At 59.9% G+C, this 25,221-nt stretch carries 17 protein-coding genes and 3 pseudogenes; 11 read left to right on the top strand and 9 right to left on the bottom strand.

Features of this window, described 5'->3' with window-relative positions:
* Positions 1 to 109: 109 nt before the first annotated feature.
* Positions 110 to 835, top strand: a pseudogene (locus tag V5279_RS43355) (TM0106 family RecB-like putative nuclease); the annotation flags it as partial.
* 107 nt (positions 836 to 942) lie between these two features.
* On the opposite strand, the gene istB (V5279_RS43350) reads toward V5279_RS43355, so the two are convergent.
* Both istB (V5279_RS43350) and istA (V5279_RS43345) read right to left on the bottom strand, forming a co-directional pair.
* The gene (gene istB, locus V5279_RS43350) at positions 943 to 1,806 is read right to left on the bottom strand and encodes an IS21-like element helper ATPase IstB (RefSeq protein ID WP_338687724.1); all 864 of its coding nucleotides are present in this window, start codon (positions 1,804 to 1,806) and stop codon (positions 943 to 945) included.
* Positions 1,807 to 1,814: 8 nt separating this feature from the next.
* Positions 1,815 to 3,305, bottom strand: a pseudogene (gene istA / locus V5279_RS43345) (IS21 family transposase); the annotation flags it as partial.
* Between the two features lie 108 nt (positions 3,306 to 3,413).
* On the opposite strand from istA (V5279_RS43345), the gene V5279_RS43340 reads away from it, so the two are divergent.
* Entirely contained in the window at positions 3,414 to 3,575 is a 162-nt protein-coding gene (locus tag V5279_RS43340) for a hypothetical protein (RefSeq protein WP_338693204.1), read from the top strand.
* A gap of 198 nt (positions 3,576 to 3,773) precedes the next feature.
* On the opposite strand, the gene V5279_RS43335 is transcribed toward V5279_RS43340, so the two are convergent.
* Complete coding sequence (locus V5279_RS43335; protein WP_338693202.1) at positions 3,774 to 4,514, bottom strand: hypothetical protein; 741 nt, start codon at positions 4,512 to 4,514, stop codon at positions 3,774 to 3,776.
* A 167-nt stretch (positions 4,515 to 4,681) separates the two neighbouring features.
* On the opposite strand from V5279_RS43335, the gene V5279_RS43330 reads away from it, so the two are divergent.
* Positions 4,682 to 9,091, top strand: coding sequence for a hypothetical protein (locus V5279_RS43330; protein WP_338693200.1), 4,410 nt, complete (start codon positions 4,682 to 4,684; stop codon positions 9,089 to 9,091).
* A 16-nt stretch (positions 9,092 to 9,107) separates the two neighbouring features.
* On the opposite strand, the gene V5279_RS43325 is transcribed toward V5279_RS43330, so the two are convergent.
* From V5279_RS43325 to istA (V5279_RS43315), 3 genes and pseudogenes are all read right to left on the bottom strand, one after another.
* Positions 9,108 to 9,845: a hypothetical protein gene (locus V5279_RS43325; protein ID WP_338693198.1), complete on the bottom strand. Its 738-nt coding sequence runs from the start codon at positions 9,843 to 9,845 to the stop codon at positions 9,108 to 9,110.
* Positions 9,846 to 9,901: 56 nt separating this feature from the next.
* A complete protein-coding gene (istB, locus tag V5279_RS43320; RefSeq protein ID WP_338693196.1) occupies positions 9,902 to 10,765 on the bottom strand; it encodes an IS21-like element helper ATPase IstB in 864 nt (287 codons plus the stop codon).
* Positions 10,725 to 12,264: pseudogene (istA, locus tag V5279_RS43315) on the bottom strand (IS21 family transposase). Before istA (V5279_RS43315) ends, istB (V5279_RS43320) begins: the two are co-directional and overlap by 41 nt.
* A 157-nt stretch (positions 12,265 to 12,421) precedes the next feature.
* Here istA (V5279_RS43315) and V5279_RS43310 point away from each other — a divergent pair.
* Genes V5279_RS43310 through V5279_RS43300 form a run of 3 tightly spaced genes read left to right on the top strand, consistent with a single transcriptional unit; the run spans position 12,422 to position 15,121 of the window.
* The gene (locus V5279_RS43310) at positions 12,422 to 12,682 is read left to right on the top strand and encodes an AAA domain-containing protein (RefSeq protein WP_338693195.1); all 261 of its coding nucleotides are present in this window, start codon (positions 12,422 to 12,424) and stop codon (positions 12,680 to 12,682) included.
* Positions 12,679 to 14,430, top strand: a complete 1,752-nt coding sequence (locus tag V5279_RS43305) for a phospholipase D-like domain-containing protein (protein ID WP_338693193.1) — start codon at positions 12,679 to 12,681, stop codon at positions 14,428 to 14,430. The genes V5279_RS43310 and V5279_RS43305 overlap by 4 nt, the downstream gene beginning before the upstream one ends.
* 19 nt (positions 14,431 to 14,449) lie before the next feature.
* A complete protein-coding gene (locus V5279_RS43300) occupies positions 14,450 to 15,121 on the top strand; it encodes a hypothetical protein (RefSeq protein ID WP_338693191.1) in 672 nt (223 codons plus the stop codon).
* A 446-nt stretch (positions 15,122 to 15,567) separates the two neighbouring features.
* On the opposite strand, the gene V5279_RS43295 is transcribed toward V5279_RS43300, so the two are convergent.
* A complete protein-coding gene (locus tag V5279_RS43295) occupies positions 15,568 to 16,473 on the bottom strand; it encodes a LysR substrate-binding domain-containing protein (RefSeq protein WP_338693189.1) in 906 nt (301 codons plus the stop codon).
* Positions 16,474 to 16,552: 79 nt separating this feature from the next.
* Here V5279_RS43295 and psrA point away from each other — a divergent pair, with 79 nt between their 5' ends.
* The 4 genes from psrA (at position 16,553) to V5279_RS43275 (ending at position 21,845) form a co-directional block, all read left to right on the top strand.
* Complete coding sequence (psrA, locus tag V5279_RS43290; protein ID WP_338693187.1) at positions 16,553 to 17,683, top strand: iron-containing alcohol dehydrogenase PsrA; 1,131 nt, start codon at positions 16,553 to 16,555, stop codon at positions 17,681 to 17,683.
* 42 nt (positions 17,684 to 17,725) lie between these two features.
* Complete coding sequence (phnA, locus tag V5279_RS43285; protein ID WP_338693185.1) at positions 17,726 to 18,967, top strand: phosphonoacetate hydrolase; 1,242 nt, start codon at positions 17,726 to 17,728, stop codon at positions 18,965 to 18,967.
* A gap of 53 nt (positions 18,968 to 19,020) precedes the next feature.
* Positions 19,021 to 20,433 (top strand): phosphonoacetaldehyde dehydrogenase, encoded by a 1,413-nt coding sequence (phnY, locus tag V5279_RS43280; protein ID WP_338693183.1) that lies wholly within the window; start codon positions 19,021 to 19,023, stop codon positions 20,431 to 20,433.
* 95 nt (positions 20,434 to 20,528) lie between these two features.
* Entirely contained in the window at positions 20,529 to 21,845 is a 1,317-nt protein-coding gene (locus tag V5279_RS43275) for an MFS transporter (protein WP_338693181.1), read from the top strand.
* Positions 21,846 to 22,363: 518 nt separating this feature from the next.
* Here the strand turns inward: V5279_RS43275 and V5279_RS43270 are convergent.
* Entirely contained in the window at positions 22,364 to 23,863 is a 1,500-nt protein-coding gene (locus V5279_RS43270; RefSeq protein WP_338693179.1) for a CoA-acylating methylmalonate-semialdehyde dehydrogenase, read from the bottom strand.
* A 137-nt stretch (positions 23,864 to 24,000) separates the two neighbouring features.
* Between V5279_RS43270 and V5279_RS43265 the strand changes: the two genes are divergently transcribed.
* Positions 24,001 to 24,888 carry a LysR family transcriptional regulator gene (locus V5279_RS43265; RefSeq protein ID WP_338693177.1) on the top strand — a complete coding sequence of 296 codons (888 nt, stop codon included), beginning with the start codon at positions 24,001 to 24,003 and terminating at the stop codon, positions 24,886 to 24,888.
* A gap of 68 nt (positions 24,889 to 24,956) precedes the next feature.
* On the opposite strand, the gene V5279_RS43260 is transcribed toward V5279_RS43265, so the two are convergent.
* Positions 24,957 to 25,097: a hypothetical protein gene (locus V5279_RS43260; protein WP_338701901.1), complete on the bottom strand. Its 141-nt coding sequence runs from the start codon at positions 25,095 to 25,097 to the stop codon at positions 24,957 to 24,959.
* Between the last annotated feature and the right edge of the window lie 124 nt (positions 25,098 to 25,221).

The following is a 25,221-nucleotide window of genomic DNA, read 5'->3' as shown; positions in this document are numbered from 1 at the left end:
ATAGTAGATTACTCGCCTCTTTCGAGCCCAATCGCCTAGGAAAATGGCATAATGGCCCGCACGCTGGACGACCGAGCCGGGTCGCCGGCGAACGGCATCGTGGTGGGAAATGCAGAACGTCGGTGGGAATTTGTACCTGAGTTCGACCGACCTGGTCGGACACCTGAATTGCAGGTATTTGACGGAACTCGATCTTAAGGTGGCCAAGGGTGAACTCCAAAGGCCGAAGATCTGGGATCCGGTGCTTGAGACCCTTGCCGAGCGAGGTTCCGCGCACGAACAGGCCTTCGTCGATCACTTGAAGTCGCGCGGCATGGCGGCGACGGTGGTCGGGGGAGTTGGACTCGATCCCAAATCCACTTCGGCGACACTGGAGGCCATGTCTCGCGGCGATGCGGTGATCGTTCAAGGCGCGTTACAATCGGCGAGTTGGAACGGCCGGGCTGACGTGCTTCTCCGCGTGGAAACGCCGAGCCGGTTCGGTACCTGGTCGTACGAAGTTACCGATACGAAGCTCGCGCGCGAAACGAAGGGGAACACGGTACTGCAGATATCACTGTATTCGGACATGCTTTCCGCGATGCAGGGTGTCGAGCCGACTGCGGCCCACGTCGTAACGCCGGGCACGAATTTTGAGCCGGAAACCTACCGTATCGCCGACTACTCAGCCTACTACCGGCATGTGAGATCCAGCCTCGAACGAGCGATCACCGATGGCGCCGGCGCCGCCTATCCCGAACCGATCGAACATTGCGACGTTTGCCGGTGGCGCCGTGATTGCGACGATCGAAGGCGGCGGGACGACCACTTGTCGCTGGTCGCCGGTATCAGCAAGTCGCAGATCGGAGAATTGACCAGATGCGGAATCGGCAGCACGGCCGCGCTCGCTGCAATGCCCATTCCTCTGAAATGGAGACCAGAACGCGGAGCTGCCAAAAGCTGTCAATCGGCCTGCAAATTTGACCCCTCATCGGCGTCCAATTTTGACCCCTTCGTGCGGCGGGGTTTGCTGGTAGCGCTCGTCTCGTCGGAGCTGGCCGGGATAGCGGAGGCGAGACGAGCGCGGGTGGCGTGATCGTCGTCTCGGCTCTTGAATCGCCAGCTGTCGTTGCCGGTCTCGACGATGTCGCAGTGATGGGTCAATCGGTCGAGCAGCGCGGTGGTCATTTTGGCGTCGCCGAACACGCTCGGCCATTCGCCGAAGGCGAGATTGGTGGTCACGATGATGGAGGCCCGCTCATAGAGCCGGCTGACGAGGTGGAAGAGAAGCTGTCCACCGGACTGGGCGAAGGGCAAATAGCCGAGTTCATCCAGCACGATGAAGTCCATCCGGGTCAGATGCTCGGCGAGCCGTCCTTGCCGTCCGTTGCGGGTCTCGGTCTCGAGGCGATTGACGAGGTCGACTACGTTGAAGAAGCGGCCGCGGGCACCGGATCGGATGCAGCTTCTGGCGATGGCAATGGCCAGGTGGGTCTTGCCTGTGCCGGTTCCGCCAACCAGCACGACGTTGCGTTGTTGGGCGATGAAGCCGCCGCCAGCGAGATCATTGACGAGCGTCTGATTGATCGGCGTGCCGTCGAACTGGAAGTCGGCGATGTCCTTGGCAAGCGGCAGCTTGGCAATGGTGAGCTGGTATTTGATCGACCTTGCTTGCTTCTCGTTGATCTCGGCGTTGAGCAGGTCGCCGACAATGCGCTGAGGTTCGTGCTGGCGCTTGACGGCGGTTGCCATGATCTCGTCGAAGGCGGCCTTCATGCCGTAGAGCTTCAGTTCGCCCATGAGGTCGAAGATTTGGGTTCGTTCCATCAGATGGTCCTCCGGAGGTTGTCGTAGCGGGCACAATCGGCGATCGGTGCATGACGGAGCGTCAGTGCGGCCGGCGTCATGATGTTGGCCGGTGGGGCGGGTTCACGTTGACGGGCCAGGATATTGAGCACGACATCGGCGGAATGGACGCCATGACCGAGCGCTTCGGCACAGGCCGCTTCCACCGCGGGCAGACCGTCAGTCAGCACCGCGTTGAGGATGTCGACCATCTGCCGATTGCCATCGTCGGTGCTGGCAAGCTTGCGCCGGATCCGCTCGATCGCGGCCGGCAGCACCCAGTCTTTGAAGGGAGCACCGTTGCGCAAGGCGCCGGGTTTGCGGGCGAGCACCGGCACATAATGCCAGGGGTCGTAGACGGTATCGCCGCGGCCAAAGGATCGCGGGTGCTCGGCAACGATGCATCCATCCTGACGGATCACGATGCGATCGGCATAGGCTTGAACCTCGACCGGTCGTCCGACTGCGCTGGCTGCGACCGAGTACTTGTTGTTGTCGAAGCGCACCAGGCAGGTCTTCGAGACCGATGCCGTCACCGCATGGAAGCCGTCGAAGCGGCCGGCATAGGGAACGAGTTTGGGGCGTTCGGCTTCGAACACTTCCCAGATCGTCTGATCGACCAGCTCCGGATGGCGATGAGCCTTGGCGTAGGCGATGCATTTGTCGAGCAGCCAGGCGTTTAACTCGTCGAGGTTTTTGAACCGCAGCCGCGGCGTGAAGAAGCGTTCCCTGACCAGCCCGACCTGGTTCTCGACCTGCCCCTTCTCCCAGCCCGACGCTGGCGTGCAGGCGACCGGATCGACCAGATAGTGGCTGCACATCTGCAGGAAGCGGCGATTGTAGAGACGCCCTTTACCGACGAAGATCGTCTCTACGGCAGTCTTCATGTTGTCGTAGATGCCGCGGGTGCAGGTACCTTTGAACAGGGCGAACGCCCGGTCGTGGGCGTCGAACACCATCTCCTGCGTCTCCCGCGGATAGGCCCGCACGAACAGCATGCGGCTGTGGCAGAGCCGGACATGGGCGGCCTTCACCATTACCGTGGTGCCGCTCAGCAAGACCACCTCGTGGCTCCAGTCGAACTGATAGGCTTCGCCTGGGGCAAAGCTCAGCGGGACATAAGCGGCCGCGGTCGATTGCCCGCGTTCTTTGCTCCACCGCCTGGCGTAACGCCGCACCGCATCGTAACCGCCGTCATAGCCGCGGCCGCGCAGCTCTTCGAAGATCCGGATCAACGTCAGCTGTTCACGAGCCGATTTGGCCGCGTTCGCCGCCAGCAATCCGTCAAGCTCTACTGCCCATCGTCCCAGCTTTGGCCGCGGCTGCACCTGCCGCTCGTACTCGAAGGAGGTCTCTCCCGACCTCAGCACCTTCCGGACCGTGTTCCGCGACACCTTCAGGTCACGGGCGATCTCCTTGATTGTCTTGCCCTTGATGAAGTGCTCGCGCCGGATCCGGGCAATCGTCTCCACGATCAGCATCCCCCACCACCTGCTTCGTTCCAAAGCAGGCAGCGCAACAGACCAATCTGTAGGGGGTCAATTTTGGACGCCGATCCCCCGGCTTAGGGGGTCAATATTGCAGGCCGAATGACACTCATCAACACCGGCGAACTGGAGAGCTACACCGAAGGCAAATCGCGACGCATCCTGGTCAAATCGATAAGCGACTACATCGAGCGTCGGCTGGCAGCGGAAGCAGTTCGGCGCGGCCGCGCCGCCCCCGATGGAGATAATCAATCGGGTCGGTAGAGGAAAAAGGGGCCGCGGCTCAAACCTGCAACCAGACCGTTATGAGCGCTAGAATATCGATCGGCTTCATTGATTTTGCTGCGTTTCAATCAGGCGGCTATTCTGGTGAGAAACTGGTGAAGATACCCGCTCGAAGGTCTGGGTAAGAGCGACCTCGTCTCGGCAGTTTCCCAAATTACCAATTCGCCGCTACCCAGCCTACACGACCAGCTTTCTCAACTGCTCGATCAAGCGGTAGACCGCAGCGAGTGCAGCGAGCGCCGTGGCCTTGTTACATGCTTCGCCCGAGCGCAAAGCTCTGCCAGGATGAATGAGGTTGCGCGCGTCTTTTGCGAGGCCGGCTTGCTGCTCCGTTCCGGCGTCGATCACCCCGTTCAGCGCCGCAAGGTTGATCAAATCGGCCAGATGAAGCTGGTCTAGCGGACGTTTGGGAGTGTCAGTGAGAGGCAACTGCTTCAGCGCCCATAGCAGGAGGGCTTCCAATGCCGCACCCGCGAATACTGTAGCGCCCATCCATTCTTGGGCATTGAAGTCCGTCCACGCAGCCCGAATGCGATCTTCTATACCAAAGCGTACGTCGCCATCGGCAATGAAAGGCAATTCCGGCTCGGGGGGAGGAAGCTCGTCATGGCATTGCTTCATCAGGCGTCGGATGCGTTCTACCGCATCTCTGCCACCGACGTCGCGTGCGGGCCGGGTATCACCGACATTCCAAAGTGCGAGCGAAGTAGCCAGGACCGCACGGCAACGCGAAAATTCAAGATAGTCCGCTGATGACAAGTCGACCAATTCGCTTGGAACCTCTTCGAGCAGACCCAACAGCGCATGAACTTCAGCGCGGTAGCTGTGCGCGACTGCGCGGTTATCAAGCTCGTTTCGATTCGACCCGAACATACTGTCGATTGCAGAAACTACTTGGCTTGGAAGGACTTTGGGCATCTTACAATCCGGGGCGATTGCCAAATTGACCGGGCATGGGGCGAATGAACAATGATAAATCTTGCGGACCGTGCAGAGAGCGAGGCTCTATGCTATTGGCTTTATGCAGGATTCGCGTTTTCTTGGCGCCGGGATACCCGCGGCGGCTCCTAGTTGTCGGATAGCACGTGCGCGACGATTTCACCAAACGAACCGTTACAGAGATCGCCAAGGGCGTTGGCTACCGTTGCTCGAATCCTGAATGCCGTCGGCCGACCGTCGGTGCCAACGCAGCGCAGGACGGGACGATCATCATCGGGGTGGCGGCCCATATTTGCGCAGCATCTCCGGGTGGCCCTCGTTACAACGCTGCCCAAACTCCAGAGGCGCGACGTAGCAAGGAAAACGGCCTATGGCTTTGCCAAAATTGCGGACGGCTGGTCGATGCCGACCCAAACAAGTTTACGGTTGAGCAACTGACGAGATGGAAGCGCGAGGCGCAAACACGCGCTTTTCGTGACCTTGTCGCGTTCGGCCCAGCACTCGCCGAAGAGCCTGCGCGCGTCGAAGCGTCAATCGCCGCAGATGATCGACCTGTCGATACTGAATTTGACGCCGTTTTCCAGAGGGTCCACGCGGCTGCTAAAGCGGATCTTGGAACGTACACGCGCGGACCGATGTGGTCCGGCGATTCAATAGAGCTCACGCTCAGAATAGACGGCGACAAAAATTCGCCTCCGTTCAGTATCGGCAAATTGCCCTTGGCTGTCGAAGTTGCGCCCGAAGTGACAATTGTAGCGCCGCCAGGAACTGGCAAGACGACCACACTTCTGCAGCTGGCAAGCCACGCGCTAACTTCAAATTCGATCCTACCATTGTATTTTAAACTGGGTGATTGGTCTGCAGGGTCAGCAGGCCTTCTCGCAAGCCTATATCAGCGTTCGGCCTTCAAGGCGATTAGCGCTGGCGAGATAAGCGCGCTTGCCGAGCGCGGACGGTTACTGCTTTTGCTTGATGGTTGGAATGAACTAACTTCCGATGCACACAAGCGTTTACGCGTCGAAATCGGACAAATCCGCCGTGATTGGCCCGACGTTCGCATCGTTGCTACAACACGGCGGCAAGCGCTCGACGTACCGATATCGGGACCGCGCGTCCATATCGAACCGCTCTCCGAAGATCAGCAGATGGCGATTGCGGATGAGCTATATGGTGCGCCGGGCAAGAAAATAGTTGACGATGCTTGGCGGACACCCAGCGTTCGAGCGCTGATTGCCACGCCATTGTACCTTTCGGCCCTGCTCGCGGGCGGGTCACAAGGCTTAGTTCCCGACACGAAGGAAGCTGTGCTCCGCTTGTTCGTCGAGCAGCATGAACGGGCATCTGAACATGTCGAAGTCCTGCAATCGGTTCTGCTCGGATGCCACGCGAAAATCTTGACCGAGTTAGCGAGCCATTTGAACGCGCTTGGTTCGACTACAATGACCGAGGCCGATGCGCGCCGGATCGTGACGACGACAGCCGAGGCACTACGCGAGCAGGGACAAATTGCCAGGCCGCTGGAGCCGATCAGCGTCCTGGAAGCGTTAACTAGCCATCATACCTTGATTCGCTCTGGGGGCGGTGTCGCGTTCCAGCATCAGCAATTCCAAGAATGGTACGGCAGTCACAAAGTCTCCGAATTGATACAGTTGAGCGCCGGAGGCAACACGAGCGCTCGTGTGCAGTTGCGTGCTGCCATCTTCGACAAACCCATGTGGGAAGAGTCGGTCTTGTTCGCAACGGAACGACTTTCACGCGACAGCGACGGAGCCCCACTCGTTGCGCATGCGATCGAACTCGCTTTGCCAATTGATCCTATGCTGGCCGCTGAGATCATTTATCGCGCTGCGCCTGTGGTTTGGGAAATTGTAAAAGTTGACATTGCCGCATTCGTAGAGCGCTGGCACAGGCCGGGGTTCGTGGACCGCGCGGTACGTTTCATGATTATCACGGGCCGCCCAGAATTTGCGGAGCAAATTTGGCCACTGGCATCTAGCAGTAACACGCAGATACAAATACCGACCCTGCGCATCGCGCCGCGTTTTCGCCCGCGGGTTCTCGGTCACGGTCTCCCGGCAAAGGTAGCAAAGCTTCCTGAGAACACGCGGGAGCACTTACTTTCATTGATCGCTGGCGAAAGTGGCGTGGATGGTATGGATTTGGCGGTAGTGCTCGCCAAGACTGATCCGAGCCCGAAGGTCCAGTCCGAAGTTGTTCAGAGCCTACAGTTTCGGCGGGCCGATCGTCATGTTGCCGATCTTCTTTCGCACGCGCACGAGCAGACGTGGGAGTTGATCGCAGCGCGCGGCTATGCAGATGAAATCCGGGATTTGGCTGTCGCGTCGAAGCTGCGCGCCTTGCAGCTAAAGGCGTTGGAGCAAACAACTGAGCCGGCTCAACGACTTCGCCTCCTTCTTGAGCAGCCGGCGGACTATCTCGGACGGGATGCAGCAATCGCCGCGTCGATTGCCGACCCTCGGTTTCCGATAAGGGATCAGCAAGGCGGTACGCTCTATTTTGCCCAGCAGCACGCGCCGAACGCAGTGTCACACGGACTGCGGCTGCGTCTCGAAGCGCGTCTCGAACTGCCCTTCCGCGTAAGAGAGCTTCTTGCGAAGCAAGAAGTGATCGATGAGGGGCCAATTGTAGAGGCCATTCTCGATGTCAATCATGACAATCGAGATATCAACGATGCAGCGATCATGGCAGGCCCGAAGACGGTCGATGCACTCATCGACAAGTTTCTTATGTGTGCCCAAGCCTTGCAGGCTGCACGGAATGATCGCTCGCTAGGCGATGAATACCATCGTCTCAAGGATCGAATTCGTGGCACTCGCCCTGCCATTTTCGCGGCGGCAATAGCGCGGCGAGCAAACTCAGACGATCCCCGCGTCATAGGATCCCTAGCATCCCTTGTATCCCAGCACGGGACCGAGGATGAGGACCGCAAACGGCCTCTCGCGATCGATCCTGCGACAAAGCCTGCTTGGATCGATCTCCTGCGCCGCTGGACTGAGGCAGTGATCGTGGCACCTGCCGGAAGACGATATGACATCAATGAAGTTTCGAACGCTATAGGCCGTCTGGGGTTTCGAGAACTCATACCGGAACTAAAGCGACTTCTTGATGAAGACCTCTCGCGTCTTAAGAGGGTGCGCGAAGGGTTCATGGATGCGCAAAAACGCGGCGACATAGAGGCGACGTCGGATGCTCGCATGCGTTACGACAATCAGTACCGAGAAGCTTTCATGCGGATCGGTGGTGGCGACGTGGCGGTAGTTGCCGCGCAGTATCTAGAAGATAGCGATTTTGGTGTTTCTGCTTCGCTTATACTGAAGTCTGTATCTGATAAAGAGCTGAATTTGCCCGCGCCCGACCTCTTCCGCCAGTGGCCGTGGTTCGATGAAGTCGCAGCTGCACGCAACAATCGCGCAGCGTCACCGCGACCCGAGCCATTGAATAAGCGCGCGGTGCCAATATTCACCGCCATTGAGCGGTTAGCAAAGCCAGATGCGGATAAGGATAGCCAGATGCTTGCGATCGCCTTGGCGCGCATCGCGCTCAGCATGCCGCACGCCGATCAAGATGGCCTTATCGCTCGCGTCATGAACTTGCCGCAGCCGTTGGCAGCAAAGCAGACGCTGTTTGCCGCCGTGGTGCTTGATGGCCAAATCGTCGATGCCGATCTTATAATGGGCGCGATCGATGAATGGTTGGCAGACGCAAATGACCCACAAAAAGCGTGGCACAAGCGGCAGAACACCTGGGAAATTGAGCCTTGGTTGGAACTGTTGCCGTTCTCGACGAGGCCGGAATCCGTGCTGGAGGGCTTGACTAAGGTGAAGGCGTTCTACGGAAGAGGTTGGGCGAAGCGATGGGAGCGCGTACTCAGTGCGGTCGCTGCTGTGCTAGGCACGCAAGGAGACACGTTGTTGGAGAGCCTAGCGCGTACGCACAAGGACATAGCTCATGACCACACGTGGATGCAGGCGATCCTGAATCGAGGCAACATTGAATCCGCGCTTTTGTACGTCGATCTGTACATCCAGCGAGTTTTGGGGACTGAACCCCACGGTGTCGATGCGTGGCATCTCGGTCGTCAGCTCGCGGGATATGTGGAGCGATTCCCTACGCTGAAACCCGAACTGAAGAAGCGGTACGAGACAGTTGGCAACGGTCCGGGCCGTAAAATGCTCGAACACTTCTTTGGAGAAGCGGCAAGCCAAGATGATCTCATCGCCATGGTGAGGAAATATGCGGCGAACGGTCAAGCTTATGATGGTCAGATGGCGTCAGTTATAGAGGCTGTGGCCCTTGACAAGGTGCCTGATGCAGAAGGATCGAATCTTTTTCACATCTATCCGGCCTCAGTGAGGGACTTACGAAAAGCGCTTTTCGATTTGTTCAGCGGCTCAACCGCAGAGTCGGCTCTTGCGAAGAAATGCCTAGAGGCTATTGATGAGCTTCGGGATGAACATGGCATCGCAGCCGATGATACTCGGCATCCGGATGTTATGTCTGGGCGACCGTGGCCACCCGAAGCGGTTCCGACCTAATTATCTCTATGGGTGCTCAGTTGCTTTCCAGGGGATCAGTTGGTCTCAAACGGTAGAACGGTCTACTTTCTTGAGTGGCTAACTTCCCAGCTTGATAGCCAGCAAAATCATCGTGCACGTAAGTAGCCACGCTCTTTTCAACACGGGGATTGACATAAAATCGGCCTGTGGTGGCGTCGTGGCCAACAGCAACGCGCGTTTCGCTCCCATCTGTTGGTATCGTTCCTTGACCTATGAGGTCGATCAAAGGTCGAGTGGCGTTCAATCGCACAATACCCATCTGCGCTCCGAACCTCAGTTGCATGAAGAGTAGTGGATAAAACAGGGAAATTATGCTTCCGGGCTGATTCAGGAATGTCGTTGCCCCAGCAGAGTTGATTCCCCTGATTACTCCATCGGAGGTTAGAACCGGCCCGCCGCTTTGCGCATGGGCAATCTCCGCATCAATCGTGAAGCATGGTCCTTCGACGAATCCATTTGCGAAACGTTGTGTGAAGATACGCTGAACGAAGCCCTCAACTACCACTAACTTGTGGCTATAATCGTGCTCCCAGTCGAAGGCGCCACTGCGTACCGCAGCCAGCGGTATACCGTGTTCGGGATATTTGAATTCGCAGTAGCCAACGCTCCAAACCTTCTCGCCTATGATAGGAAGATCAAAGCTAAGCCGATTGACCATGCTAGGCGCCTCGGTTTGAAACTGAGGATAGCCGATCACCACATCAGTAGGCGGCGCGCCCTGTACGTTTTCCATAGGCCAAATCAGGAACTTCAGGCTTCCATTATCATTCACGCTGTGGTGTATGACTGTCAATCGGCCTGCAAATTTGACCCCTCATCGGCGTCCAATTTTGACCCCTTCGTGCGGCGGGGTTTGCTGGTAGCGCTCGTCTCGTCGGAGCTGGCCGGGATAGCGGAGGCGAGACGAGCGCGGGTGGCGTGATCGTCGTCTCGGCTCTTGAATCGCCAGCTGTCGTTGCCGGTCTCGACGATGTCGCAGTGATGGGTCAATCGGTCGAGCAGCGCGGTGGTCATTTTGGCGTCGCCGAACACGCTCGGCCATTCGCCGAAGGCGAGATTGGTGGTCACGATGATGGAGGCCCGCTCATAGAGCCGGCTGACGAGGTGGAAGAGAAGCTGTCCACCGGACTGGGCGAAGGGCAAATAGCCGAGTTCATCCAGCACGATGAAGTCCATCCGGGTCAGATGCTCGGCGAGCCGTCCCTGCCGACCGTTGCGGGTCTCGGTCTCGAGCCGGTTGACGAGGTCGACTACGTTGTAGAAGCGTCCTCTGGCGCCATCGCGGATGCAACTTCTGGCGATGGCAATGGCCAGGTGGGTCTTGCCTGTGCCGGTTCCGCCAACCAGCACGACGTTGCGTTGTTGGGCGATGAAGCCGCCGCCAGCGAGATCATTGACGAGCGTCTGATTGATCGGCGTGCCGTCGAACTGGAAGTCGGCGATGTCCTTGGCAAGCGGCAGCTTGGCAATGGTGAGCTGGTATTTGATCGACCTTGCTTGCTTCTCGTTGATCTCGGCGTTGAGCAGGTCGCCGACAATGCGTTGAGGCTCGTGCTGGCGCTTGACGGCGGTTGCCATGATCTCGTCGAAGGCGGCCTTCATGCCGTAGAGCTTAAGTTCGCCCATGAGGTCGAAGATTTGGGTTCGTTCCATCAGATGGTCCTCCGGAGGTTGTCGTAGCGGGCACAATCGGCGATCGGTGCATGACGGAGCGTCAGTGCGGCCGGCGTCATGATGTTGGCCGGTGGGGCGGGTTCACGTTGACGGGCCAGGATATTGAGCACGACATCGGCGGAATGGACGCCATGACCGAGCGCTTCGGCACAGGCCGCTTCCACCGCGGGCAGACCGTCAGTCAGCACCGCGTTGAGGATGTCGACCATCTGCCGATTGCCATCGTCGGTGCTGGCAAGCTTGCGCCGGATCCGCTCGATCGCGGCCGGCAGCACCCAGTCTTTGAAGGGAGCACCGTTGCGCAAGGCGCCGGGTTTGCGGGCGAGCACCGGCACATAATGCCAGGGGTCGTAGACGGTATCGCCGCGGCCAAAGGATCGCGGGTGCTCGGCAACGATGCATCCATCCTGACGGATCACGATGCGATCGGCATAGGCTTGAACCTCGACCGGTCGTCCGACTGCGCTGGCTGCGACCGAGTACTTGTTGTTGTCGAAGCGCACCAGGCAGGTCTTCGAGACCGATGCCGTCACCGCATGGAAGCCGTCGAAGCGGCCGGCATAGGGAACGAGTTTGGGGCGTTCGGCTTCGAACACTTCCCAGATCGTCTGATCGACCAGCTCCGGATGGCGATGAGCCTTGGCGTAGGCGATGCATTTGTCGAGCAGCCAGGCGTTTAACTCGTCGAGGTTTTTGAACCGCAGCCGCGGCGTGAAGAAGCGTTCCCTGACCAGCCCGACCTGGTTCTCGACCTGCCCCTTCTCCCAGCCCGACGCTGGCGTGCAGGCGACCGGATCGACCAGATAGTGGCTGCACATCTGCAGGAAGCGGCGATTGTAGAGACGCCCTTTACCGACGAAGATCGTCTCTACGGCAGTCTTCATGTTGTCGTAGATGCCGCGGGTGCAGGTACCTTTGAACAGGGCGAACGCCCGGTCGTGGGCGTCGAACACCATCTCCTGCGTCTCCCGCGGATAGGCCCGCACGAACAGCATGCGGCTGTGGCAGAGCCGGACATGGGCGGCCTTCACCATTACCGTGGTGCCGCTCAGCAAGACCACCTCGTGGCTCCAGTCGAACTGATAGGCTTCGCCTGGGGCAAAGCTCAGCGGGACATAAGCGGCCGCGGTCGATTGCCCGCGTTCTTTGCTCCACCGCCTGGCGTAACGCCGCACCGCATCGTAACCGCCGTCATAGCCGCGGCCGCGCAGCTCTTCGAAGATCCGGATCAACGTCAGCTGTTCACGAGCCGATTTGGCCGCGTTCGCCGCCAGCAATCCGTCAAGCTCTACTGCCCATCGTCCCAGCTTTGGCCGCGGCTGCACCTGCCGCTCGTACTCGAAGGAGGTCTCTCCCGACCTCAGCACCTTCCGGACCGTGTTCCGCGACACCTTCAGGTCACGGGCGATCTCCTTGATTGTCTTGCCCTTGATGAAGTGCTCGCGCCGGATCCGGGCAATCGTCTCCACGATCAGCATCCCCCACCACCTGCTTCGTTCCAAAGCAGGCAGCGCAACAGACCAATCTGTAGGGGGTCAATTTTGGACGCCGATCCCCCGGCTTAGGGGGTCAATATTGCAGGCCGAATGACACTTGGTCCTCGTGTCGTTGGTTCGAAACAATCCTCGAACAGGAGTGCCGGCGCTCGGCTTTCTGCGCGATCGACGCCGTATGAACGTCTTGCTGAGCCGAGGCCGCCAGCAATTGGTTCTCGTCGGATCGCTGGAGTTCCTGCGAGAAAGTTCCCGGCATGCAACGAAGGATCCGAAAGACGAACTGTCGTTTGTCGTGACGTTCCTTGAAACGATCGAGGCGTTGCGCAAGCAGAAGGCCCAACGTGGCGGGCCGGCCGCGACGATCATCACTCCCGCGGAATTGCTTCGGAGGGCCCGATGAGCGTCGTTGTGGCGATACCGATCCGCCGGGTTTCGACGCGAGCGGTGATTGAAAAAGGCCGTGGCTGGAGCGCCCTTGACGAGTTCGTGTTGTGGTCTTTGTCACGCGAAGCCATGTCGGCGACCCGTTTGGCCGATGATCTTGATATCCCGCGGCGCGTCATCCTGGAGATCATCGTCCGGATGATGAGGTTTCGGCTGCTTGAAGCGGTCTTGATCGACGGCTTTCCGGCATTTCAGACGACGGCGTTTGGTGCTGCCGTGGTCGCGGGCGGATCGGAGATTCCAACGGACAAGCAACGGGTCACACGAAACGTCTCGTTCGTTTACGATACGATCACAGACACCGTGTTTTCGCGACGGGACGTTGCGGGCAAACGCGCCGGCGTCATTCTTTCGCTGCGGCAAAAGGGGATCGATGTTCGCGATATCGAAGTCCGTGGCGCGCTTCCCAAAACAACCCCTCAGGAAAATTTTGCCCGTATCCAGAAGGTTCTTCGTGAAGACGAGAAGCTGTTGTTCTTTGACGGCGACACGTTCGTCGAACGACAGAACGAATTCATGCTCATCGTCGTGGACGGAGCATCGATGCGGAACCTGCCGGACCGTGCGCCTGATTCTCTCAAGCAGGAAATCGCCCGGGTTGCGGCATCGGCGGACGGTGCGAGGCCGGTTGTCGTTGCTTCCCATATCCAGGACGAACCCGAAAAGGTTCTGCCCGATCCAATCACCGTCGCATTTGAAGCGGATGACCTCATTTTCGGCGGTGACGCGCATCGTGAACGGCTCAAGCGAATTCTGGGAAGAGCGAGGCGGCGGATATTCCTCCACTCGACATTCTTGCGGCTTGGAGGCTTCACCAGATGGCTCGACGAAATCCGCGACGCGGTCCGGCGGGGAGCCAAGATCGATCTGTTCTGGGGGGCAGGGGCGCCAGACAATCCGAATGAGAAGGCGTTCCTTCAGGCAGCGGAGATATCGAAACTCATCGCCGCCGACGAACTCCTTCGAGATCGGGTCCGCATCCACCTCCGGTCGACCGGCTCCCATTCCAAGCTGATTATTGCTGACGATGGCGACGAGGGATATGTCGCGGTCGTCGGATCCTGCAATTGGCTATACACGTCGTTCGATCGGTTTGAGCTGTCGTGTGAATTCAGAGACCCGCGGCTCCTCGCGGAAGTCGCCGAGGCCTTCGGCGCGATGGTGGCTAGGCCAGGGTTCAAGCCTGAAATCGGGACCGAACTCTATATTCTGGCGCGATCGCTGCGACGGCGGCCTGAGAGTACCGGGTATCATCGCGCTAGGGTGATTGCAGGACAAGCACATGAAGCGATACTGCGTGAAGCCAGCGGCAGCCGTCCGAGCCGGTTCCTGATCGCGAGCGACAAATTCGGAAACTCGGCCTTCGCCAATGCGATCATCCCGGCCGAAGTTGCTGCGGCCACCGCTCGCACGGAGCCGGTTGTCATCTATGGAAGCACGGCTGGACTGGTAAATGGTCCGATCGCCGCTGGAATGACGTTCGACGTGCGCGAACGCGGTGTTCGTCTGCTTCGAATTTCCGAAGGCTTCCATGCGAAGTTTCTTCTGTGGGGCGACGATGATGTCGTCGTCACCAGCATCAACTGGTGTTCGTGGACGTCGCCCCCGGATGGGCCCCTTGGTGAGATCGGCGTGCACATAACGCGACCAGGCTTGGCGCGGCAGCTCGCAGAGCGCCTGCCTCTGATCTGGTCACAGCTCTAACTCAATGAAGGGAAACTAGGTGGCATCCGTCGCACGATATGTCGTTGAGCGATCGCCGGACCAAGTCCGGCTCGCATTCCAAAGCGTCACCGAAATTTGCAAGGCGAACAATATCACCAGCGTAACGTTGGTGGTCCCGCAAAAGGGAGGCTTCGATCGAACCATTGTGGCCGAATTCCTCGGACCAAACATCGTAAAGGCGCTCGTCAAGGGGCAACCGGTCTTGGTCGCGCAGGGCGTCCAGATGAAATTGGAGAGTGCTCAAACCTTTCGGGGAAGTTGGTCAGATGAGCTTCTGATCGGCGCCCACATCTCGGACAAGGACATGAGTAAGCTAGACGATGCGATCGGAGCGCAAGCGATCGTTTATCTTCCCTGGAACGACACCGAGGGCAAGGGTTGGCAAGCGACCTGGGGAGCCCAGATTGTAGGAGTCAACGCTGCGCCGACACCGACCGTTAGTTTGCCGGAGGCCGTGGAGGAGGCGCTGCAGAGCCTAACTCGAGCCATCACCTTGAGTACGGGTCTCAATCATCCCTCAGATAAGAAACATGCACAGCGTACATTCGCGCGGCTTCGTCAGGAGAGCTATTCATTCGATCCTGTTGCAGTCCGCCGGTGGGCTCAACGGAACGGATGGTCATCAAGCGCGGCCGCTGACCTAGAAAAGGTAGCTCGGAAATCAACCTGACAACGTTGCAGTTGGAGGCAACGCTCTCGCCGCAAATTTCTAGTAAGCAGTTAGTCATTGGCGAGCACGGGTGGTTGAGGCCCGGCGAGCGCGCCCTGTCCGCTTACTCTGTCGTACGCTGTCCTTCGACGCCGCGCGACTTGTTTTCCAAGTCGGATGGGTCAGAAGTGGGTGGCTAAATTGGTAGGTTTGCGTCCCAAAAGGACGATTATGCCTTATTTTTCAGAGGGGGTTGACTGACACTCTCTCCGCCATTTGTACGATTTTGTGCGCTAACCTACGATTTTAAACGCTTGCGTGCTCCACTGCGATGCCGCTCGCGCAGTTCTATAGTCGTAGTCCTTTGGCCTGGGTCCTATTTGGATCGGGCAGTCCGCTTGAAATTTTGTTTTGATAACGAACATGATCGCCGACGGGCGGATCTAGCAAGCGAATCCTTGCCTCTCTTACGATCGCTCTACGCCATGTGCGTGGTGGTCACGACTCCTCATGCTGATAACTGTCTTGAGGAATGCTTTAATGAGCGGCGAATGGCCGCGATCTACGTGATGCGCAATGCTATATTTCGTCTCTACCGTGTGATCGCTGATTTCGAGAGCTCGCAAATTTGGATGCGGAACAAACTCGAAGTCGGCCACGACACTGATTCCAAGTCCTTGTTCAACCGACTTCCATACACCCTCGCGGCTTTCGATCTCAAAGACGGGTTTTATGGCCAGTCCTTTCGCCATAAGGCTTTCCTCGAAGGCGCGGCGAGTGGTGGAGCCGCGCTCACGCATCACGAACGGCTGATCCATGAGTTCGCGGAGCTTCACCGATCTTCGATTGAACCAGGGATGATCTCGATTGACGAAGACGATCACGCGATGCGTTCGATAGGGCAGCTTTTTGACGCGCGGATCGTCCGGGACCGCGGCGAGAATGGCGACGTCGGCTTCGAAATCAACGATGTGACGTTGCGTGCGCTCTGAGTTCGCTAGCAGCGTCGAGATTTGGACGTCGGGATGTGCGCGGCGGAAGGCCGCAATGATTTCGGTCGCGTGGAAGGGGCCGACGGTCGCAATCCGTAGATGACCCTTGGTCGCCTTGCCGTGGGCACCCAGTAGATCGTGCGCCTCGTCGCAGAACTTCATGATGCCCCGCGTGATCTCGAACAGCGCAGCGCCGGCTTCGGTCAATTCGGTCCGGCGCGACTTCCGGATCAGCAGTTCGACTCCATGCGTTTCCTCAAGCTCCTTGACTTGGATCGTGAGGGTCGGCTGACCGACGTGAAGAACGCGCGCGGCAGCGGTGAAGCCACCATGTTGGGCGACCGCGTGGAAAGCCCGAAGCTGGCTAAATACTATTGACATAATCAATAGAACACATCTGAACAATGAATTTGTCAATAGTTAGCCAGCCCGTACTGTCGCGCCAAACGGAGGAAGCGCGATGGCTTGGAAGTACACGAACCCGGTCCAGATCGAATTTGGCGTCGACGGCTTCGACAGGCTTGCGGCGCTGATCGGAACGAGAGCCTACGCGCTCGTTACTTACGGCGAGCCGGTTTTCCAGCAGCTCGAGCGCAGGCTGGCCGGGGCGGCGGGCGTTCCGGTTCTCGCCATTCGCGACGTCGCTCCGAACCCCGACTACCGGTTGCTCGCCAAGCAGACCGCGCGCTTTGCCGAACTGCAGAAGCAGCCCGACGTCATCGTTGCGGTCGGCGGCGGGTCCGTGATCGATTCGGCCAAGGTGTTTGCCGCCGCCGGCGGCGACTTTGCCCGCGTGAAAACCTATCTCGAAACGCAACAGGGGGCCGAGCGTCTCGCGGCCATTCCGATCATCGCCGTGCCGACGACGGCGGGCACCGGCAGCGAAGTCACCTGTTGGGGTACCGTTTGGGATGAGGCGAACGGCAAGAAATACTCGCTGGCCCGTCCTTCTCTCTATCCGACTCACGCGGTGATCGATCCGCGCCTGATGCTCGGCAAGCCGCAGCTTCTCACCATCAGCACCGGTCTCGACGCGCTGTCGCATGCGCTGGAAAGCCTTTGGAACGTGAACAACAATCCGGTGTCGGCGAACCACGCCGTTGCCGCCGCCCGCAGCATTCTCGACGTGCTGCCGCGCCTGGTCCGCGATCTCGGTAATCTGGAACTGCGCAGCCGGATGGCGACGGCAGCGCTGTTTGCCGGCCTGGCGTTTTCCAATACCAAGACCGCGATTGCCCACTCGCTGTCCTATCCGATCACGCTGCACCATGGCGTACAGCACGGCATCGCCTGCTCGTTTTCGCTGCCGATGGTGCTGCGCAGCGTGCGTGGCGCCGGCGGGCTCTGCGAGGACAGTCTGAAGCAGGTCTTCGGCGATGATCTCGCAAAGGGCGCCGACGACCTCGAGGACTTCCTCGGCCTGCTCGGAATCTCCTGCAATCCGGCGGCCTACGAGATCGATCGGCAGGAATGGCGCGCATTGATCGCGGATTCGCTCGAAGGCGAACGCGGCCGGAATTTCCTGGGTTCGAGGGAGCGACTGATCGAGGCGTCGCAGGTCGTGCGCATACCGAAAGCAAAGATCGCCTGAGCAAAGCATCCGCGCGGCATCGGCGCGAAAGGGAGAATGAAAATGACATCCAATGGAAAGATGATCTCGGTGAACGGTCGCGCCTACAAGGCACCCGAGCGGTCCACAGTCGTGATCTGCCTGGATGGATCGGAGCCGGGCTACATCGAGAAGGCGATCGAGGCGGACGTCGCGCCGACGTTTGCGCGGTTCATGAAGGAGGGAGCGCACGTCCACGCCAGCAGCGTCATTCCAAGCTTCACCAACCCGAACAATCTCTCGATCATCACCGGACGGCCGCCGGCGGTGCACGGTATCGCGGGCAATTATTTCTACGACCCAGCCAGCGGTGCCGAAGTGATGATGAACGACCCGCGTTTTCTGCGTGCGCCGACCATTCTCGCCGGCGTTCACGACGCAGGTTACAAGGTCGCCGCGATCACCGCAAAGGACAAGCTGCGTACGCTGCTCGCGAACGGGCTGGATTACGCCTCGGGCCGCGCGTTCGCGTTCTCCTCGGAAAAAGCCGACAAGGCCACGGTCAAAGACAACGGGATCGGCAACGTCCTCGAATTCGTCGGCCTGCCGCTGCCGGAGGTCTACTCTGCAGACTTGTCGCGGTTCGTGTTCGCCGCCGGCGTCAAGCTGGTGGAAGCGCACCGGCCCGACCTGATGTACCTGTCGACGACGGATTATATCCAGCACAAGACATCGCCGGGGACGAAGGTCTCGAACGATTTCTACGCGATGATCGACGGCTATCTGGCACAGCTCGATGCGCTCGGCTGCAACATCGTGGCGACCGCCGATCACGGGATGAACGACAAGCACCTCGCCAATGGCGAGCCGGATGTCATCTATCTACAGGATCTGATGGATCTCTGGGTCGGCAAGGGCAATGCGCGGGTCATCCTGCCGATCACCGATCCCTACGTCGCTCACCACGGCGCGCTCGGCTCGTTCGCGACGATCTACGCCGCCGAGACGGCGGTCGACGACCTGTTGCTGAAGTTGCGCGATGTCAACGGCGTCGAGCTCGCCCTGACCCGCAAGGAAGCCTGCACGCGCTTCGAGCTTCCCGCGGACCGGATCGGCGACGTCGTCGTGATCTCGTCGCGGCACAAGGTGCTCGGCACCAGCCGCGATCGCCATGATCTTTCCGGCCTGACAGAGCCCCTGCGGTCGCACGGCGGGCTGACCGAGGAGCGTGTTCCATTGATTGCCAACCGCAAGATCGCGCTGCCGCCCGGACATCTGTTGCGCAATTTCGACGCCTTCGACGTCGCGCTCAACCGCATCCAGTGAGGCGGGAGGACAAAGCCGTGAACATCCAATCGCAAGCCGTACGACATGAACAAATGCGCATCGCAGGTTCGCTCGTCGATGTCGACGAGCGGGTCGAGGTGTTCAATCCATACACCAACAAGGTCGTCGGTACCGTTCCGGCGGCGCGGCCCGAGCATGTTCGCCAGGCGTTTGCGAAAGCCAGCGCGTTCAAGCCGAAACTGTCGCGCTACGAGCGTCAGCAGATCCTGCTCAAGACCGCCGACATCCTGTCGCGACGCAAGGAGGATTTTGCCCGCCTGATCACCGCCGAATCCGGCTTGTGCTGGAAGGACTCGCTCTATGAGGCCGGCCGGGCCTACGACGTCTATTCCTTTGCCGGCCAGCTCACGATCAAGGACGACGGCGAAACATTCTCCTGCGACATCAGTCCGCAGGGCAAAGCGCGCAAGATATTCACGACGCGCACCCCGCTGCTCGGCGCGATCTCGGCCATCACGCCGTTCAATCATCCGCTCAACATGGTGAGCCACAAGATTGCGCCGGCGATCGCGACCAACAATCGTGTCGTGCTGAAGCCGACGGAGCTCACGCCCCTGACAGCGCTGGCTCTGGCCGACGTGCTCTACGAAGCCGGACTGCCACCCGCGATGCTCTCAGTGGTCACGGGCAATCCCCATTCGATGGGCGATGCGATGATCGCCGACCCGGATGCCGATCTCGTCACCTTCACAGGCTCGGTACGGGTCGGCAAGCACATTGCGGCAACGGCCGGCTACAAGCGGATCGTGCTCGAGCTTGGCGGCAACGACCCGCTCATCGTCATGGAAGACGCCGATCTCGAGAAGGCCGCTGAGCTGGCCGTCATGGGCGCCACGAAGAACTCCGGCCAGCGCTGCACCGCCGTCAAGCGCATCCTCTGCGTCGAAGCCGTCGCCGACGACTTCGCGGCGCTGGTGCTCAAGAAGGCCCGCACCCTGAAGTGCGGAGATCCGATGGACCCGGCCGTCGATGTCGGCACCGTCATCCACGAAGGTGCCGCCCGAGAGTTCGAACGCCGCGTGAACGCCGCGGTGCAGGACGGTGCCGAACTGCTCCATGGCAACGACCGCAAGGGTGCGCTCTATCCGCCGACGGTCGTCGACCGCATTCCCTATACCAGCGAACTCGTGATGCAGGAGACGTTCGGTCCGGTGATCCCGATCATCCGCGTCCCGAACGATATCGAGAGCGTCATCAGGATCTCCAATTCGACTGCGTTCGGATTATCGTCCGGCGTTTGCACCAACCGGCTCGATTACATCACGCGCTTCGTCAACGAGCTCGACGTCGGCACGGTGAACGTCTGGGAAGTGCCTGGCTATCGCATCGAGATGTCTCCGTTCGGCGGCATCAAGGATTCCGGCCTCGGTTACAAGGAAGGCGTTCAGGAGGCGATGAAAAGCTTCACCAACGTCAAGACCTACTCGCTTCCCTGGTCTGCCTAGCGGGGGCGGCCCATCGAAAGTCAGCGGCGCCGAATAATCAGAACAGCGGCGGCCGCGATGCACCAAGGCGATCAGCACCAAAGGGAGGTTCATCGATGTCGATTACGTTCAGTCCTGCGAGCGTCAGCTCGGCCGGGGTACAAAACCCGGAAATCGCGACCTCGTTCCGCCGTGCGCAGTGGCGGATGCTGCTTGCGGCGATGTTCTGCTACCTGTTCTTCTACACCGGCCGGCAGACCTTCGGCTTTGCGATCCCGGGTATCCAGGCCGAGTTCGGCGTCACCAAGGAGGCGCTGGGCTGGGCCAGCGCAGCACTGCTCTGGTGCTACGCGGTTGGGCAGGCGATCAACGGCAATCTCGGCGACAAGTTCGGAGGCCGCCGTGTGATGAGTGCCGGGGCTATCCTTTCGTTTATCATGAACTGGGCGACCAGCCTTTCGACGGGAATCGTCACGTTGTCGGTGTTCTGGGGTATCAACGGATACTTCCAGTCGATGGGCTGGGCGCCGGGCAGCCGGCTGCTGTCGAACTGGTGGGGGCGTCACGAGCGCGGAACGGTTTACGGCCTCTATACGTTCGCCGCCGGCCTGGCATCGGTGCTGTCGTTCGTAACTTCGCTCGTGGTCGTCGGCTATTTCCAACTCGATTGGCGCTGGATCTTCCGCATTCCCGTCGCGCTCCTTCTTGTCGGTGGCATCGCTTTCTACCTGATCGCGCGTGAACGTCCGGAAGATCTGGGATTCACGTCGCCTCATGATGAAGTCGACGAGGTGCAGGCGTCCGAAAACGCAGTCAGCGACGATGAAAGCTCGCTTTCACGCTACAAGGCGGTGTTGTCGACGTGGCGGCTGCTGGTGGCCGGTGTTGCGATCGGCTTCCAGAACGCCGCCCGCTACGGCCTGCTGGTGTGGGTGCCGGTGCATTTCCTCGGCAGCAACTGGGCCAAGTCAGGCGCTGCATCCGCGATCGATCCGCGCTGGATCAGCATTGCGCTGCCGGTCGGTATGGCGGTGGGCGCGTTCAGCAACGGCTGGATTTCGGACAAGGTGTTCGGCTCGCGCCGCTATCTCGCCATCGTCCTGTATATGGTTCTGGCGGCGGTCACCTCGCTCTACATGTACACCATTCCGACCTCGGAGATTTATCTCGGCATGGCCGTGCTGTTCCTGTGCGGCTTCTTCACGTATGGGCCGCAATCCTCGTTCTGGGCCTTGTGCCCCGATCTGGTCGGTCATAAGCGGGCGGGGACGGCGACAGGCGTCATGAACTTCTTCGCCTACCTGTTCGCGGGCCTTGGTGAGCCGATGATCGGTCACTTCATGGACACGCACAACCAGACCTCGCTGGTCTTCCTGGTGGTTGCCGCGTGTGCCGGCTCGAGTGCCGTGGTTGCCTCCTTCATTCGGCGCTAACCTCCGCATCGCGCTTCCTGGCTCGCTTTTCCAGGAAGCGCGATGCCGCGTTCGATGACGGGCCGTTGTCTGAACGGACCCTTGTTGGAGAAAGCCATTTTCGGCGTAGCTCATCTGGTAGGTTCTGACCTTAGGGATTCCAAAAGCGCTTTGTTTTCAATAAGGATTGACTGACACTCTCTCCGCCATTTGCACGATTTTCCACGCCAAACTGCGATATCCTGCGATTTCGCACCCTCAATGGTGGCGAACGCCGAGCTTTGTGAGCGCTTTGCTCCACCGCCGTAGGGCTTCGCTTTTCTCCAGCAGACTTCGCTGACCTTACGGCAGGTCCAAATGCTGACCGCGATTTGAACCCATCGATCGGATTGCGTTGTGCAATTGATCCCTTCTGCCGATCTCAGGCATTGCAATGGGCCCTTCGGGTGGACTGTGACGTAAGGCGTCGGTCGCTTGCTTCTTGATGGTGAACGACCCCAAGAGAGCTGGAGCCGTTCACCGTTGTGCGGCGCGGGTGATCAGGACATGGTGGGCATAACAAATTCCGCGCCAGCGCGAATGCCGGTGGGCCATCGCGTCGTGATGGTCTTCAGCCGGGTGTAGAACCGGACGCCCTCGGGGCCGTGCATGTGGTGGTCGCCGAACAGCGACGCCTTCCAACCGCCGAACGAATGGAACGCCATCGGGACCGGGATCGGCACGTTAATGCCCACCATGCCGACATGGATCTGATGCGCGAACTCCCGGGCCGCATCCCCATCCCTGGTGAAGATAGCGGTGCCGTTGCCGAACTCGTGCTTGTTGATCATGTCCGCGGCGTCGTCATAGGACTTGGCACGGGCAACGGCGAGTACGGGACCAAAGATTTCTTCGCGGTAGATCTTCATGTCGGTCGTCACGCGGTCAAAAAGTGTTCCTCCGATAAAGTATCCCTTCTCGTAACCCTGACGCCGGAAGTCACGTCCGTCGACGATCAAGTTCGCGCCTTCGTCGACGCCGGCATCGATGTAACCGCGCACTTTGTCGAGGTGTTGCTTCGTCACCAGCGGGCCCATCTCGGCATCCGGGTCGGTGCCCGGGCCAATGTTCAAGGCGCGCACCTTGGGCGCTAGCCTCTCGATTAGCTTGTCGGCGGTGGCGTCGCCGATCGGCACGGCCACCGAGATCGCCATGCAGCGCTCGCCGGCAGAGCCGTAGGCGGCGCCCATCAGTGCGTCGACCGCCTGGTCCATGTCCGCATCGGGCATCACGATCATGTGGTTCTTCGCGCCGCCCAGCGCCTGGCAGCGCTTGCCGTGGCTGGTTGCGGTTTCGTAGATATAGCGCGCGATCGGCGTCGAGCCGACGAAGCTCACGGCGACCACGTCGGGATCGGTCAAGATCGCATCGACTGCTTCCTTGTCGCCCTGGACAACGTTAAAGACCCCGTCGGGCAGGCCGGCTTCCTTGAGCCACTGTGCGAGAATAAGCGAGGCGGACGGATCGCGCTCGGACGGTTTGAGGATGAAGGTGTTGCCGCAGGCGAGCGCGACCGGAAACATCCACATCGGCACCATTGCCGGAAAGTTGAATGGCGTGATGCCGGCGACAACGCCGAGCGGCTGCCGCAGCGAATGGCTGTCGACGCGGGTGCCGACGTTCTCGGTGATCTCGCCCTTGAGCAGTTGCGGTGCGCCGACCGCAAACTCCACGACCTCCATGCCGCGCTGAATTTCACCCTTTGCATCCGAGAGAACCTTGCCGTGCTCAGCGGTGATCACCGCGGCGAGTTCGTCGATACGCTCCTCGAGAATGCGCAGGAAGCGGTTGAGAATGCGCGCGCGGCGCAGGGGAGGCGTGTTGGCCCACGCCGGGAAGGCTTTGCTCGCCGCCGCCACGGCTGCCTTAACGTCGTCGGCCGATGCCAGTCCCAGCGTCCCGGATTGCTCGCCGGTCGCCGGATTGAAGACAGCTGATGTTCGGTTGCCTCGGCCCGGCGTCAGCCGTCCATCGATGAAATTGTGAATGGTCGCAGTCATCAGCTTGCCTCCAGGAATGCTTGATCGGAAGGGTATGAGGCAGGTAAAATTGCGCATCAACGGCATAAAGCGCGGCTCCGTTGTGCAGAAAATAAAGTCAGAAATCGTCACTAGATGAGACGGGCGGGCTAGATTCCATGGATTGGGAACGCGTGAGAATTTTTCTGGAAGTCGCGCGTGCGGGCCAGATCCTGAAGGCGTCGCGGCATTTGCGGCTGAACCACGCGACGGTGGCGAGGCAACTTACAGCATTGGAACAAAGTCTGAAGACGCAGCTCCTGGAGCGGCATACATCCGGCTGCACGCTCACCGCGGCAGGGGAAGCGCTGGTGGCGGCGGCGGAACGCGCCGAAAGCGAATTTCTCAAGGTCGGCACCAGCATCGGCGGCGCGCCCGAGGCCATCACCGGCACCGTGCGGGTCGGTGCGCCGGATGGACTCGGCAACTACTTTCTTGCCGAACATCTTGGCGCGCTGGCGGCAAAGCACCCGGGACTCGTCATTCAACTGGTGCCGTTGCCTCGAACGTTTTCACTGTCGCGCCGCGAGGCGGATATTGTGATCACGCTCGATCGGCCGAAGCAGGGCAAACTGATCGTCTCGAAACTGACGGACTACACGCTCAGCGTCTACGCGGCCGAGAGCTATCTCGCGCGGGAAGGCGCGATCGATCGCCAGACGGATCTCGCCGGCCGTCTGTTCGTGACCCATGTCGAAGACTTCGTCTACAGCCGGGCGCTCGACTACGCCTCTGTGCTTGGGCAACTGATGTCGCGTCGCTATGAATGCGGCAGCGTGGTTGCGCAGATGGAGGCCGTGCGCGCCGGCCACGGCGTGGGAATCCTGCACGACTATGCTGCCCGGCGTTATCCCGATCTCCGGCGTTTGCTCCCTGACGTGCGGTTCGTCCGCAGCTACTGGATCACGTCCCATCCGGACACCCACGACACCCGTCGGGTGCGCGAGGTGCATGGCTTCGTCACGTCTGCCGTTAAGGCCGTAAAGTCCTCGTTCGAAATGAGGTGAGGACCGGCTGAAGAAGCAAGTGCCACGAGCCAGCATGCCAGCCTCCTGCACCGATCATAGGTCTCGGCTCACGTGAAGCTGCGGCCTTCGTACAGAGCGCTGGTGAGATGCGGATACACGGCGGCCGTGCGAGCCACGAGCATCAGCGGCGTCAGCGGTTGAAAATTGGCCGGGTTCTTGTCCAGGCCAATGTTGTAGGGGTTCCGCATGTCTCCTCCCGTTGCCCGGTCATTGGGCTGGCGTTCAGAACGTCCGGTCGCGGGCCAACCGGGCGCCGTCTTAGCATCGCGCCCGCACCCGCAGAATCGGTCAACTGACGTATTGTCGAATAGC

Origin of the sequence: Bradyrhizobium sp. 26S5 (assembly GCF_036923295.1) — a bacterium.
In the GTDB taxonomy this organism is placed as follows: domain Bacteria; phylum Pseudomonadota; class Alphaproteobacteria; order Rhizobiales; family Xanthobacteraceae; genus Bradyrhizobium; species Bradyrhizobium septentrionale.
Note: the sequence above shows the minus strand (reverse complement) of the source record. Positions and strands in the feature narration are given on the sequence as shown.